This is a genomic window from Streptomyces sp. NPDC029296 (assembly GCF_055569255.1).
In genome coordinates this window covers 112,123-125,255 of sequence record NZ_JBVHXT010000031.1, presented here as the reverse complement: position 1 = coordinate 125,255, position 13,133 = coordinate 112,123, and the positions used below count along the sequence as shown (strand labels likewise).

The window sequence follows — 13,133 nt, the reverse complement described above, 5'->3', positions numbered from 1 at the left end:
GACAAGGCACGCGCCCAGCTGGACGAGCTGGTCGACAAGCTACTGCGGGTCGACCCGCCCGCGGACCTCCCCCCCCCCGCGCCCCCCCCCCCCCCCCCCCCCCCTCTCTCCCCCCCCCTCCCCCCCCCCCCCCCCCCCCCCCCCCCCCCCCTAGGCCGGCGGTGTCCCGGTCCACCGCACCTCTCGCACGCCGTCATCGCCTCGTTCTCCCCTCGTGCGACATCCCCCCGGCCCGCGTGGTCCACGCGGCGCGGCTGCGCCCCCGACCCTAAACGGCCCCTGAACGGGCCGTGCGCCTGGTCCCGTGGTGGACGGACCGGGGGCGGGGTTGCGCCGAACGGGTGGATCCGGGGGCGGGGGGACGGCCTGCCGGGCCGGGATGTGGGACCTTCGGCTGCGAAGGGCCTCCTGGAAGGGCGGGCAGACATGGCCAAGGTCGTACGGGTCCTCGCGGTCCTCCTTTCGCTGCTGCCGGCGGCTCTGACGGCACCGGCCGCCGCCCGGCCGGCCCCGCCGCCCTGGACCGGCAGCTGGGAGACCGCGCCCTCCGGCACCGCCGCCGCGCTGCCCGGCGCCGCCGTCCGCAACGTCGTCCACCTCAGCGTCGGCGGCACGGCCGTCCGGGTCCGGCTCAGCAACCGGCTCGGGACCCGGCCGCTCCGCCTCGGCGCGGTCACCGTGGCGCTGCGCCGGGCGGCCGGACCCGACGCCCTGCCCGGCACCCTGCGCACCGCCACCTTCCACGGCGCCTCCGAGGTGACCGTCCCGCCGGGCGCGGACGCGGTCACCGACGCGGTGCCGCTGCGCGTGCCGTCCGCCGCCGACCTCCTCGTCACCGTGTACACCCCGGAGGACTCGGGCCCCGCCACCTACCACCGCACCGCCCTCCAGACCAGCTACCTCGCGCCGGCCGGCGCCGGCCGGGCCGCCGACGAGGACGGCACCGCGTACACCCGGACCACCGGCCGCTGGTACTACGTCACCGGCGTCGACGTCCGCGGGTCCGCCGCCGGCAGCGTCGTCGCGTTCGGGGACTCGCTCACCGACGGCAACGGCTCCACCCCCGACGCCAACCACCGCTGGCCCGACCGGCTCGCCCAGCGGCTGCGCGGCCACCGGCTCGGCGTTCTCAACGCGGGCATCGCCGGCAACCGCCTGCTGCGCGACGGCACCGGACCGAGCGCCCTCGCCCGCCTGGACGCCGACGCGCTGGACCGGGCCGGGGTGCGGGCGCTGGTCGTCTTCGAGGGCATCAACGACATCAAGGGCATCCCGCAGGCGTACGACCCCGCCGTCTACGCGGACGCCTACCGCGTCCTGGTGGCGCGCGCCCACGCCCGGGGCGTTCCGGTCGTCGGCGTCACCCTCACCCCGTACGGCGGCTACCCCGCCTGGACCCCGGCCGGCGAGGCGGTACGGCTGCGGGTGAACGCCTTCATCCGCACCGGCGGCGCCTTCGACGCGGTGGCCGACGCGGACGCCGCCGTCCGCGACCCGGCCGATCCCACCCGCATCCTGCCCGCCTACGACCCAGGCGACCATCTCCACTTCAACGACGCCGGCATGGCCGCCGTGGCCGGCACCGTCCACCATGCCCTGACCCACCGACCCGCGGGCCTCCTCCGGCCCACCGCCCCCGTCCCGTCCGCCGGCGCCGTGCGGACCGCGCCGCCGACACCCACCGCCCCGGCCGGTACCCGGCCCCGGACGTAGGCACGAACGGGCGGAGTTCACGCTTGCGCCCCACGTCCCGGCTGACGCCCGGCCCCGGGCGTGGGCAGGAGCGGGCACAGGCCCGCGTCCCCGCCCGACGTCGCGGGCTCCGCCCGGACCCGGGGGCAGGCGCGGGCCGGTGGAGTCCGCGCTCGCGTCCAGCGTTCCGCGCCCACGCCCGCCGCTCCGGCTCGTGCCCGTGCGCGCGTGCCCGTGCCGGCGCCCGGACGCGGATCAGCGGTGAGGGGCCTCCCGGGTCACCCAGCCCCGCTCCCAGGCGTGCCAGCCCAGTTGCAGCCGGGTCGTCACCCCCGCCAGTTCCATCAGGCGCCGCACCCGGCGCTGTACGGTCCGCAGTCCCACGTCGAGCTGTTTGGCCACGCTCGCGTCGGTCAGCCCCGCCAGCAGCAGCGACAGCACCTCCAGATCGATGGGGTCCGGGGCGTCCGGCCGCACCTCGGTCACCCCGGCGACGCCCAGCCGCAGCGGCAGCGCCTCCCGCCACACCGACTCGAACAGCCCGGCGAGCAGTTCCAGCAGCCCGCTGGCGTGCACCACCAGCGCGGCCGGCTCGGCGGTCCGCGAAGTCAACGGCACCAGCGCCAGCGAGCGGTCGGCCACCACCAGCTTCGTCGGTACCCGGTCCACCACCCGGACCCGCTCGTCCCGGCCGAGCGCCGCCCGCAGCTCGGTCAGCCCGTGCGGCCGGTCCAGCACCGCCCGCTCCACCACCACCCGGTAGCGCACCCCGCGCCCGGCCGCCCGCTCCTCCGCGTCGTTCTCCATCCCGGACACCACCATCGGGTCGCCGGTCACCAGCGCGCACACCTCCTCGGCGGCGCCCAACTGGAGCTGGAGGAAGCGCTGCGCGACCGCCGAGGCACCGGTCACCACCTCCACCAGGTCGTGCACCGCCGGTTCCGCCGCCGTCGCCCGGTACTCCTCCGCGAGCAGCGCGGCCGTCAGCTCCGCCTGTTCCAGCTCGTGCCGCCGCTGGGTGAGCAGCGCGGCCAGCGCCACCCCGGGCGGCGCCGCCACCCAGCGGCCCGGCCGGGCCGGGGACTGGGCCGCCAGGCCCTGCCGCTCCAGCCGGCGCAGCGCCCGCTCGGCGTCCTGCTCGGCCAGCGTCAGGCGCCGCGCCAGATCGGCCACGTCGGCCGCGCCCACGGACACCAGTGCCCGGTAGGCCGCCTCGTGCGTGTCGTCCAGGCCTATCGCTGCCAGCATCGCCCTGCGTCCCTCCCTGTCGCGTCGAGCAGGCGGAGACACAGCGGCGTGGCGGAAAACGGCCACGGCGTGAATCCGCCGCCCCACATCATCGCCGTAGCGGCGGCGCGTCTGCCAAGGTGACAGCAGCCGCGGCACGCACCGCCGTTCACCTGGTTCACGGGCGCGATCCCGGGAACCCGGCCGGTGTCGTGGCCCGGGCCCGGACGTGTGTGAGCGCGTGTGAGGGGATCCGGGGCCGGGCCACCTCGAACGTCGCCGGGCGGTCCTCCCGTGGGGGGTGGGGCCGTCCGGCGACCTTCCGCCGCACCGCTGTTCCCGCCCCCGCTCGACACACTGTCCGGGTCGGGCGGTGCGCCGTATTCTCCCGGTGCGCCGTTCTCCGGCGGCCCGTGCGGTGGACAATCAGGGGCATGAGCCAGCAGGGTGCGAGTCCCGCTCGTCAAGACGACGACTGGTGGGGGGAGTTGTACGACGGTGTCACGCCGGACACGGGTCCCGCGCAGGCGCCCGACTCCCTGGACGACCGGTTCGCCTCGGCGCGGAACACCGTGACGGAACGGCCGCGCCCCCGAAAGCCGTCGCCTCCCCCGGGACCGGAGCGGCCCCGGCCCCCGCTTCCGGACCACCCCGTCGCCCCCGCCGGCACCCCGGACTACGTCGGCTCCGGCCCGCCCACCTACGACCCCGAACCCACCGCCCTCCCGCTCGCCGACCCCGACGCTCCGGACGAACTCGTCCCGGACACCGTGCTGGACGGCGCCCGGTACGGGGCGTGCACACTGCGGGCCGTGTCGCTGCGCGGGGACTCGGCGCGCTACCGGGGCGAACCGCGCCGGGACGCGCTGCTCGTCGCGCGGTTCGGGGCCGGGGACCAAGCGCTGGTGCTCGTGGCGATGGCGGCCGGTGCCCGGGCCGTGCCGGGCGCGCACCTGGCGGCGGCCGGGGCGTGCCGGGAGATCGCGCGGGCGGTGGGCCGCAGCCACCAGCGGCTCGCGCAGGACGTCCGGGCGGCCCGGCGCGCCGACCTGAAGGCCGGACTGCGCCGGCTCGCCGACCGCGGTCTCGGCAGGCTCCGCACGGACGCCGCCGGACAGGACGCCGCGTCCGGCGCGGTCCCGGGCAGCCTGCGCTGCCTGCTGCTGCCCGCCGACCCGGAGTGCCGCGTCCGCGTGTTCTTCGGCGTCGGCGACGGCGGGCTGTTCCGGCTGCGGGACGGCGCCTGGCAGGACATCGAGCCCCGCCTGACGGCCGGCGGCGCCGACGGCTTCGGCGTGCCGCCGGAGCGGACCGCCGACGGCGACCGGCTCACCATGGACCTCGGCACGGCGCGGCCGGGCCGTCCGGCCCCGGGCCCGCCCCGCGCCGTTCCGGTTCCGCGCCTCGGTAGCCCGCCCGGGTGATGTGCTGGTGCTGTGCACGGCGGGCCTGGCCGAGCCGCTGCGCGACGAGGAAGCCCTGCGCGCCCGCCTGGCCCGCCGCTGGTCCGGCGGTGCCCCGCCCGGCCTCGCCGCCTTCCTCGCCGACGCCCGGGTACGGGTGAAGGGGTACGCCGACGACCGTACGGCGCCGGCCGTGTGGGAGGCGTAACCGCGGCCCCTGTGGATTGATGGAAACGGCAGGGCCGTATTCCGGGAGCGAAGGGGCACACGCGAGCCATGGCCAAACAGAACGTAGCCGAGCAGTTCGTCGACATCCTCGTCCGCGCGGGAGTGCGCCGCCTCTACGGCGTCGTCGGCGACAGCCTCAACCCGGTCGTGGACGCCGTCCGCCGCAACGCCGCCATCGACTGGATCCATGTGCGCCACGAGGAGACCGCCGCGTTCGCCGCCGGCGCCGAGGCCCAGATCACCGGGAAGCTGGCCGCCTGCGCCGGCTCCTGCGGCCCCGGCAACCTGCACCTGATCAACGGTCTGTACGACGCCCACCGCTCCATGGCCCCGGTGCTCGCGCTCGCCTCGCACATCCCGTCCAGCGAGATCGGGCTCGGCTACTTCCAGGAGACCCACCCGGACCGGCTGTTCCAGGAGTGCAGCCACTACAGCGAGCTGATCTCCAGCCCGAAGCAGATGCCCCGGCTGCTGCAGACCGCCATCCAGCACGCGGTCGGGCAGCGGGGGGTGAGCGTGGTCTCGCTGCCCGGGGACATCGCCGCCGAGCCCGCCCCGGAGAAGGCCGCGCAGAGCGCCCTCGTCACCTCCCGGCCCACCGTGCGCCCCGGGGACGCCGAGATCGACCGGCTGGCGGAGATGATCGACGCGGCCGGCAAGGTCACCCTCTTCTGCGGCAGCGGCACGGCCGGCGCGCACGCCGAGGTGATGGAGTTCGCCGGCAAGATCAAGTCACCCGTGGGCCACGCGCTCAGGGGCAAGGAGTACATCCAGTACGACAACCCGTACGACGTCGGGATGTCCGGTCTGCTGGGCTACGGCGCCGCCTACGAGGCCACCCACGAGTGCGATCTGCTGATCCTGCTCGGCACCGACTTCCCGTACAACGCCTTCCTGCCCGACGACGTGCGCATCGCCCAGGTCGACGTGCGGCCCGAGGTGCTCGGCCGCCGCTCCCGGCTCGACCTCGCGGTCTGGGGCGACGTGCGCGAGACGCTGCGGTGCCTGATCCCGCGGGTGAAGGAGAAGACGAACCGGCGCTTCCTCGACCGGATGCTGAAGAAGCACGCCGACGCGCTGGAGGGCGTGGTCAAGGCCTACACCCGCAAGGTCGACAAGCACGTCCCGATCCATCCCGAGTACGTGGCCGCCGTGCTGGACGAAGTCGCCGACGACGACGCGGTGTTCACCGTCGACACCGGGATGTGCAATGTCTGGGCCGCCCGTTACATCACCCCCAACGGCCGCCGCCGGATCATCGGTTCGTTCTCCCACGGGTCCATGGCGAACGCGCTGCCGATGGCCATCGGCGCCCAGTTCACCGACCGGCGCCGGCAGGTGGTCGCCATGTCCGGGGACGGCGGCTTCTCCATGCTGATGGGCGACTTCCTGACGCTCGTGCAATACGACCTGCCGGTGAAGGTGGTGCTGTTCAACAACTCCTCCCTCGGCATGGTCGAGTTGGAGATGCTGGTCGCGGGCCTGCCCTCGCACGGCACCGCCAACACCAACCCGGACTTCGCCGCCGTGGCCCGGGCGTGCGGTGCCCACGGCATCCGGGTGGAGAAGCCCAAGCAGCTCGCCGGGGCGCTCAGGGAGGCGTTCCGGCACAAGGGGCCCGCCCTGGTGGACATCGTCACCGACCCCAACGCCCTGTCCATCCCGCCGAAGATCAGCGCCGAGATGGTGACCGGGTTCGCGCTGTCCGCCTCCAAGATCGTGCTGGACGGAGGGGTCGGCCGGATGCTCCAGATGGCCCGCTCCAACCTGCGAAACGTGCCACGCCCGTAAGCGCCCCCAAGGGGGAGCGCATTTCGGCCAGTTTCACGGCGCGTGACGGAGCGCCGACCACCGGTGCCGGACGGGGCCGGGCCGCCGTCGCGGGGCGTCCGTGGCGTCCTGCGGCGTCCGTGGCGCCCGGTGCGTGGCGGCGGAGCGGTGCCCCGGGCGGCGGGGACGCTGTGCGGATATGGCCGAACCGCCGGTCATCGGGCATACGTCAGGACTGCCCCGGTGTCCGCTGGGCAAGCATCCCCCGTGAACGTGTTCGACCAGGAGGGGCAGGGACTCGGCGGCGTGCGGGCGGGGGCCATGAAGAGGCAGGCACGAGGGGGCGGTTCCGTGACCATCGGGGCCTTCCCGGCGACAGCGGGGGACGAGACCGACACCATCACCGACGACGCGCGACGGCTGCGGCGCAGACTGGGCCGGGCGGACCTCAGGGCGGTGCCGGAGGCCCGCCGGGCGCTGCGCGAACTGCTGCGGCACTGGGGCAAACCCGGCCGCTCGGAGATCGCCGAACTGCTCACCAGCGAACTCGTCACCAACGCCCTCGTCCACACGGACCACGACGCCGTCCTGACGGCCGTGCTGGAACCGGACGGACTGCGCGTGGAGGTACGGGACTTCGTGGCCCGCAAGCCCGAGGTGCACGTCCCGGACACCGACGACGACACCCACGGCCGCGGCCTGGTGCTGGTCGAGTCCCTGGCCGACAACTGGGGGGTACGGCCGCACGGGGTGGGCAAGTCGGTGTGGTTCGAACTGGGCACCGAGGCGGCCTGAGCGGCCCCCGGCGCGGGGCACGACCCCACCGGTCACGCCCCGCCCCGCGCCGCGCGGCCATGCCACGGGTCAGCCGAGCTGCTTCTCCAGGTCCTTGAGCTTGCGCTCCAGGGAGTCCAGGCGCGGCAGGGCCATGGTGTCGTCCTCGGCCGTGAGGTCGACGGTCAGCGGCTCGGTCGCGCCGCGGACCGGCTGGAGCGAGGGCCGGGCGCGTACGGGCAGTGGCTCCGGGGTGGATATGGCGGGCTCCGCGGTGGGCGCCGGGGCCGCCGCGCGCTCCACCGGCTGCACCTCGGCCTGCCGGCCGGCACCCCGGCCGGCGAAGCCGCGGTGGCCCCGGCTGATCGCCTTCAGCCGGGCCCGCTCCACGCGTTGCTGGTCGCGCCGGCGCTGCCGGTCCTGCTCCTTCTGCCGCTTGTCCTCGCGGACCTCCTCGACCGCCTCGTCCAGGCTGCGCACGCCCTCCAGGAGCATCAGCGACCAGGCCCGGTAGGTCTCGCGGGGCGCCCGCACCCAGCGCACGATCCGGATCTGCGGCAGCGGGCGCGGCACCAGGCCCTGCTCGCGCAGCGCGGCCCGGCGGGTCTGCTTCAGCGCCCGGTCGAAGAGCACGGCGGCCGACAGCGACATGCCGGAGAAGAACTGCGGAGCACCGGCGTGGCCCGCCCCGCGGGGCGCGTGCACCCAGTTGAACCAGGCCGCCGCCGCGGCGAACAGCCACACGAGTATCCGGGAGCCGAGGGCGGCGTCGCCGTGGCTGGCCTCGCGCACGGCGAGGACGGAGCAGAACATCGCCGCGCCGTCCAGGCCGAACGGCACCAGGTACTGCCAGCCGTCGCTCAGCCCGAGGTTCTGTTCGCCGAAGCCGACCAGGCCGTGGAAGGACAGGGCCGCCGCCACCGCCGCACAGCAGAACAGCAGCGCGTAGGAGGCGGTGCCGTAGAGGGCCTCCTTGCGCCGGCGGCGCTCCTCGCTGCGCTCCCAGGAGTCGTCCGCGCTCGCGTTCTCCCCGGAGGAGCGCTTGCCGCGCGCGAGCACCGCCACTGCCACCAGCATGCCCAGGAGCAGGACGGCGCCCGGAAGCAGCCAGTTCAGCGATATGTCGGTCAGTCTCATCAGGGTCCCTTGCATGGGGATAGGGCGTAACGCCCGCCATAGTGGCCCATTCCCGACGTCCCTCAGGGGGTTTCGGGGCAAGAGGCCGCCAAGGGAGTGCGCGAGGGATGCCCTGGACGGCGTTCTGCTCGAACTGCCGCGTGAGGGGCGGGAGTTGAGTTCGAACAGACTACCCGTACGGATGGTTCCGGCAAAAGTTCCCGTGCGGGGTGGGGCAGTTGTGCCCGGCCGGGGCGGTTCCTCAACCGGCCGCGGCGGCGGTGAGCTTGGCGATCCTCTCGCCGTCCCGGGTGCGCGGACACGTCACACAGGTGTCCTGCGGGCGAACGGTGTAGAACATGCAGCAGCTCGCCCGGTCCCGGGTGCGCAGCGGCGCGCCGTCCGCGGCGGTCAGCACCCGGAACCCGGCCGAGCCGGCGTACGGCGGGGTCGCGCCCGGCAGCAGCAGCTCCAGCTCCCGCACGGCCCGCTCCGCCTCCTCCTCGCCGAACAGCCCGGCGACGTACCACAGGCCCTCCACGGCCTCGTCGGTCGCCATGCCCCACAGCGCGCGTCCGCGCCGCCGCATCCGGGGCCCGAAGGCCGCGAGCACCGGATCCAGGTGCTCGGCCAGGGCCGAGCGCACCTCGGCCCGCAGCGCCTCCTCGTCCGGGACGACGGCCGTGCCGGGCAGCGCGGCGGCGGGGTCGTCCGGCAGACAGGCGACGGAGACGGGGCGGCGCACGGCCATCAGGCCCGTCGTGCGGTCGTGGCCGACGTGGGTCACGGGCAGCCGGGGCACCCGGCGGTGCAGGAACCACGGGACGGTGATCAGCAGACAGGCCGCCCAGGCGTAGCGGTGCAGGCCGAAGCTCGCGACGACGTCGGGGCGGGCCGGACGGCCGTAGTCCCGCTCCACCTGTGCCGCGTCCCAGGCCAGGAAGGTGTCCAGGGCCGCGCCGCCCGCCGCGAGAGCGGCGGCCTCGACCCAGCCCGGGCCGCCGGGCGCCGGGTCGTCCGGGCCCAGCTCGGCCACCCTCAGCCCCGGGAAGGCGGCGGCGAGGCGGTCGTAGGCGGCGGTGAGCGGCGAGGTCGCGGCGGGCATGGGCACAACCACCGATCCTTGGACGCGTCCGTGGTCACGGACCAGGCTGAAAGGTAAGGCTCACCTTACTAGTCGCGCCGGAGTTTGACCTGCCGCCCCGTGCGCCTAAGGTGCTTGACGGACAACCGACAACCCGCCGTCAATGACCCCAAGTACCGACAAGCCGCCAGGAGGACCCGTGAAGCAGGGCGTGCAGGGCTCCCCGGGCAAGCCGGTCGCGGCCCGGGACGGGCACCCGTACGCCGAGCGGCCGGTTCCGCTGCCCCGGGACGCGGTACGGCGCTCCTCGGTGCGCGGGCAGATCCTGGACGCGCTGCGCACCGCGCTGGTCACCGGCGACCTGCGGCCGGGCGAGGTCTACTCGGCGCCGGCGCTCGGGGAGCGGTTCGGCGTCTCCGCCACGCCAGTGCGGGAGGCCATGCAGCAGCTCGCGCTGGAGGGCGCCGTCGAGGTCGTGCCCAACCGCGGCTTCCGGGTGCTCGAGCGCGGGGCGCGCGAGCTGGCCGAGCTGGCGGAGGTGCGGGCGCTGCTCGAGGTGCCCGTCATGATGCGGCTCGCGCGCACGGTGCCGGCCGAGCGGTGGGCCGGGCTGCGGCCGCTGGCGGAGGAGACGGTGCGCGTGGCGGCCACGGGCTGCCCCGCGGCGTACGCCGAGTCCGACCGCGCCTTCCACCGGGCGCTGCTCGCCCTGGCGGGCAACGAGCAACTGGTCCGGATCGCCGAGGATCTGCACCGGCGGGCGCAGTGGCCGCCGGTGCGGCGTGGACGGGCCGACCTGGTCGCCGACGCGGCGCAACACGTGGCCCTGCTGGAGGCGTTGGGCCTCGGGGACGTGGAGACGGTGCGGAGGCTGGTGCGCGAGCACTTCGCCGGCGCGGGCTGAGCCCTCGCGGTTCCCCACGCCCCTGGGGTGCCCCCACGCCCCTGGGTGCCTCCACGCCCCTGGGGTGGGACGTCCCCCGGACCCGCGTGAGCAGGTCCCCGGCCCTGCCTCCGGCCACGCACCCGGGCCACCCCGCCCGATGTCCCGTCACCACCCCTACGCCGTCGCCACCCCCGGTGCCGGCGGGGCCAGTTGTCTCGCCAGCCAGGTCGGCACGCCCCCCAGGAGGCGGAACAGGCGCCGGGCCTCCTCGCGCAGGCGGGACGCCTCCGGTTCGTCCTCCGTGTCGGCCAGGGACACCAGCGCCGGCGCCGTGCCGACCAGATAGCCCAGCTCCTCGCGGATCCGCAGGGACTCGGCGAAGCCGTGCCGCGCATCGGCCAACTCCCCGTCCCGCAGGGCGAGTCCGGCCAGGTGCCGCCAGGTGAAGGACAGCAGCAGGGAATCCGCGCGAGCCCCCGCCGCCGCGTGCGCCCGGCGGTACGCGGCACGCGCCGCCTGCGGTGAGCGGGTCAGGTTCTCCGCGACCAGCCCCCGGCGGAAGTCCAGCAGGGCCCGCTCCGGCGACCCCGGAGGGATCAGCGCCGCCGCCCTGCCGAGCGCGGCCCGCGCCTCGTCCGCGCGGTCGCGGACGCCGTGCAGCGTGGCCGTGTAGGCGAGCTGGCCCCGCTCGCACGCGGCGGCCCCCCGTTCCTCGTCGTCGTGCGCCAGCGCCTCCGCCGTGCGCAGCGCGTCCTCCGCCTCCGCCCAGCCCCGCTCGGTGTACAGGCACCGCTCGACCAGCAGCGCGGCCCGCTGCAGCGCCGGGGCGGCCCGGTCGGCCGGCAGCAGGGCCGCCGCGTCGGCCCAGCAGGCCCGGCTGCGCAGCCGCCATACCGCGGTCTGGAGAGGATCGTCAGGGGTCGTTCCGTTACCGGACATGGCGGTATGCGCCACGTTGCCCTCCCCATGCGCGCCATCGAGCTGTTGAGTGGTGGCCGCATTCCAGCACCATTCGCCCGGCCCGGCCAAGAGGACGGGTGAAAAATTTCACAAAGTAGGGGGACGCGGACGTGGCCGACTCCGGCCGCCGCGCGCCCCCGCCGGGCTCAGCTCATGCGCAGGGCGAGGAAGAAGTCCAGCTTGTCCTCCAGCCGGGACAGGTCCCGCGCCGTCAACTGCTCGATCCGTCCGACCCGGTAGCGCAGCGTGTTGACGTGCAGGTGGAGCCGGGTGGCGCAGCGGGTCCAGGAGCCGTCGCAGTCCAGGAACGCCTCCAGGGTCGGGATCAGCTCGGCCCGGTGCCGGCGGTCGTACTCCTTCAGCGGGTCCAGCAGCCGCGCGGTGAAGGCGCGGCGGACGTCGTCCGGAACGAAGGGGAGCAGCAGCACGTGACTGGCCAGCTCCTGGTGGCCGGCCGCGCACACCCGGCCGGTGCGGGCGGCGGCGACCCGGCGGGCGTGCCGGGCCTCCTCCAGGGCGCCGCGCAGACCCTCCGCCGAGTGCACGGCGGCGCTGACGCCGAGGGTGAGCCGGCCGTCGTCGTCCAGGCCCGCCGACAGCGGTTCGCGCACGGCCTGGAGCAGGGCGTCGGCGAGCAGGCCGGTCTCCGAGCCGTCGTGCTCGGAGGCGACCGCGGGCAGCGGCACCAGGGCGATGGCCTCGCCGCCGGAGTGCGCGACGGCGATCCGGTCGGAGGGCTCCGGGCCGGTCGCCAGCGGGTCGACGAGCACCTCCTCCAGCAGCGACTGGGCGACCGGGCCGCCGTCGATCTCCCCGCCCTCCCACTCCACGCGGGCCACCACGACCTGCCAGTGCGGGGCCGCGCCGAGCCCGGGCAGCAGCACCGGCGCCGCCACCCGCAGGCGCGCGGCTATCTCCGCGGGCGGGGCGCCGGTCTGCACCAGCTCCAGCACCTCCTGGGCGAGCCGGCGCCGGACCGTGCGGGCCGCGTCCCGGCGGTCGCGTTCGACGGCGATCAGCTGGGTGACGCCCTGGAGCAGGTCCAGCCGCTCCCCGGGCCAGTCGCCCGCGTCCGCCTCCACCGCCAGCACCCAGTCCGACAGCACGGTTTCGCGCACGTCGCGGGCGGCCTGCGGGGAGCGGCCCAAGGAGCGGACCGGGAAGAGGGAGTAGGTGGTGCCGTGCAGCTGGACGCGGTGCGGACCGCGGCGGCCGGTGCGGGTGGCCGCCAGATGCTCGGCGGCGAGCCGGGCGCAGGCGCCGGCGGGCAGCGCCGGGCCCCCCACCTTGGAGCCGGCGATCAGCCGGCCGGTGGGGGAGAGCACCCAGGCGCGCAGGTCCAGGTCGGAGCCGAGCAGGTCCAGGACGACGTCCGGGCCGCCGCCCGCCGGGCCCGAGGTCATCATCCGGCGGTGCCGGTCCACCACCGCGGCCAGGTCCCCGGCCCGCTCGCCGGAGACCTGCCGGACGACGTGCTCGGTGATCGTGGCGAACGCCACCGACTCGTGCACCGCGAACAGCGGCAGCCGGTGCCGGGCGCAGGCCAGCACCAGGTCCTCCGGCACATCGCCCAGCTCCGCCTCGCCGGCCGCCAGGGCCGCCACCCCGGACTGCGCCAGGATGCGCACGAAGGGCTCGGAGTCGGCGGCGTCCCGGCGCCAGGCCAGGCCCGTCAGCACCAGCTCACCGCCGGAGAGGTAGCGGCTCGGGTCGCGCAGATCGGTGGTCATGACCCCGCGTACCGCGCGGTCCAGCTCGTCCTCGCCGCCGAGCAGCCGCAGGCCCAGCGCATCGGTGTCCAGCAGTGCGCGCAGCCGCATCTCGTCGCCGCCGTTCTTTGTCTCGAAACCTACGATGGATCTTTGGGGGGTGGGCCGGGGCCCTCCCGGGGCACCCGGAACCGGACGCCCGGGGAGGCGCCGTGCGGTTCTCCGCGCTGTTTCCCGCGTTTCCCCAGGAAATCGGAGAGGTTACCGAAGGCCTCCGTTCATAC

At 75.7% G+C, this 13,133-nt stretch carries 9 protein-coding genes and 1 pseudogene; 5 read left to right on the top strand and 5 right to left on the bottom strand.

What is annotated here, in order from left to right; genetic code table 11:
- The first annotated feature begins 426 nt into the window (after positions 1-426).
- On the top strand, positions 427-1,713 hold the full coding sequence (locus tag ACZ4W9_RS26140; protein WP_467939865.1) for an SGNH/GDSL hydrolase family protein: 1,287 nt from the start codon (positions 427-429) through the stop codon (positions 1,711-1,713).
- 234 nt (positions 1,714-1,947) lie between these two features.
- Here ACZ4W9_RS26140 and ACZ4W9_RS26135 read toward each other — a convergent pair whose 3' ends face one another.
- Positions 1,948-2,940: a helix-turn-helix domain-containing protein gene (locus ACZ4W9_RS26135; RefSeq protein ID WP_467939863.1), complete on the bottom strand. Its 993-nt coding sequence runs from the start codon at positions 2,938-2,940 to the stop codon at positions 1,948-1,950.
- A 413-nt stretch (positions 2,941-3,353) separates the two neighbouring features.
- Here ACZ4W9_RS26135 and ACZ4W9_RS26130 point away from each other — a divergent pair.
- From ACZ4W9_RS26130 to ACZ4W9_RS26120, 3 genes and pseudogenes are all read left to right on the top strand, one after another.
- Positions 3,354-4,530, top strand: a pseudogene (locus ACZ4W9_RS26130) (protein phosphatase 2C domain-containing protein).
- 68 nt (positions 4,531-4,598) lie between these two features.
- On the top strand, positions 4,599-6,341 hold the full coding sequence (locus ACZ4W9_RS26125; RefSeq protein ID WP_467939861.1) for a pyruvate dehydrogenase: 1,743 nt from the start codon (positions 4,599-4,601) through the stop codon (positions 6,339-6,341).
- Between the two features lie 300 nt (positions 6,342-6,641).
- On the top strand, positions 6,642-7,115 hold the full coding sequence (locus ACZ4W9_RS26120) for an ATP-binding protein (protein ID WP_467939881.1): 474 nt from the start codon (positions 6,642-6,644) through the stop codon (positions 7,113-7,115).
- A gap of 69 nt (positions 7,116-7,184) precedes the next feature.
- On the opposite strand, the gene ACZ4W9_RS26115 is transcribed toward ACZ4W9_RS26120, so the two are convergent.
- Positions 7,185-8,231, bottom strand: coding sequence for a DUF2637 domain-containing protein (locus tag ACZ4W9_RS26115; RefSeq protein ID WP_467939859.1), 1,047 nt, complete (start codon positions 8,229-8,231; stop codon positions 7,185-7,187).
- Positions 8,232-8,472: 241 nt separating this feature from the next.
- On the bottom strand, positions 8,473-9,315 hold the full coding sequence (locus ACZ4W9_RS26110; RefSeq protein WP_467939857.1) for a (2Fe-2S)-binding protein: 843 nt from the start codon (positions 9,313-9,315) through the stop codon (positions 8,473-8,475).
- A 178-nt stretch (positions 9,316-9,493) separates the two neighbouring features.
- On the opposite strand from ACZ4W9_RS26110, the gene ACZ4W9_RS26105 reads away from it, so the two are divergent.
- Positions 9,494-10,198, top strand: a complete 705-nt coding sequence (locus ACZ4W9_RS26105) for a GntR family transcriptional regulator (RefSeq protein WP_467939855.1) — start codon at positions 9,494-9,496, stop codon at positions 10,196-10,198.
- Between the two features lie 156 nt (positions 10,199-10,354).
- Here ACZ4W9_RS26105 and ACZ4W9_RS26100 read toward each other — a convergent pair whose 3' ends face one another.
- Complete coding sequence (locus tag ACZ4W9_RS26100; protein ID WP_467939853.1) at positions 10,355-11,119, bottom strand: hypothetical protein; 765 nt, start codon at positions 11,117-11,119, stop codon at positions 10,355-10,357.
- Between the two features lie 167 nt (positions 11,120-11,286).
- Complete coding sequence (locus tag ACZ4W9_RS26095; RefSeq protein WP_467939851.1) at positions 11,287-12,960, bottom strand: PucR family transcriptional regulator; 1,674 nt, start codon at positions 12,958-12,960, stop codon at positions 11,287-11,289.
- Positions 12,961-13,133 lie beyond the last annotated feature (173 nt).

Coding starts and splice junctions, on each gene's coding strand:
- ACZ4W9_RS26135 (WP_467939863.1), bottom strand. CDS start 2,940: ATGCTGGCAGCGATAGGCCTGGACGACACGCACGAGGCGGCCTACCGG.
- ACZ4W9_RS26100 (WP_467939853.1), bottom strand. CDS start 11,119: ATGTCCGGTAACGGAACGACCCCTGACGATCCTCTCCAGACCGCGGTA.
- ACZ4W9_RS26115 (WP_467939859.1), bottom strand. CDS start 8,231: ATGAGACTGACCGACATATCGCTGAACTGGCTGCTTCCGGGCGCCGTC.
- ACZ4W9_RS26110 (WP_467939857.1), bottom strand. CDS start 9,315: ATGCCCGCCGCGACCTCGCCGCTCACCGCCGCCTACGACCGCCTCGCC.
- ACZ4W9_RS26125 (WP_467939861.1), top strand. CDS start 4,599: ATGGCCAAACAGAACGTAGCCGAGCAGTTCGTCGACATCCTCGTCCGC.
- ACZ4W9_RS26140 (WP_467939865.1), top strand. CDS start 427: ATGGCCAAGGTCGTACGGGTCCTCGCGGTCCTCCTTTCGCTGCTGCCG.
- ACZ4W9_RS26120 (WP_467939881.1), top strand. CDS start 6,642: ATGAAGAGGCAGGCACGAGGGGGCGGTTCCGTGACCATCGGGGCCTTC.
- ACZ4W9_RS26095 (WP_467939851.1), bottom strand. CDS start 12,960: ATGCGGCTGCGCGCACTGCTGGACACCGATGCGCTGGGCCTGCGGCTG.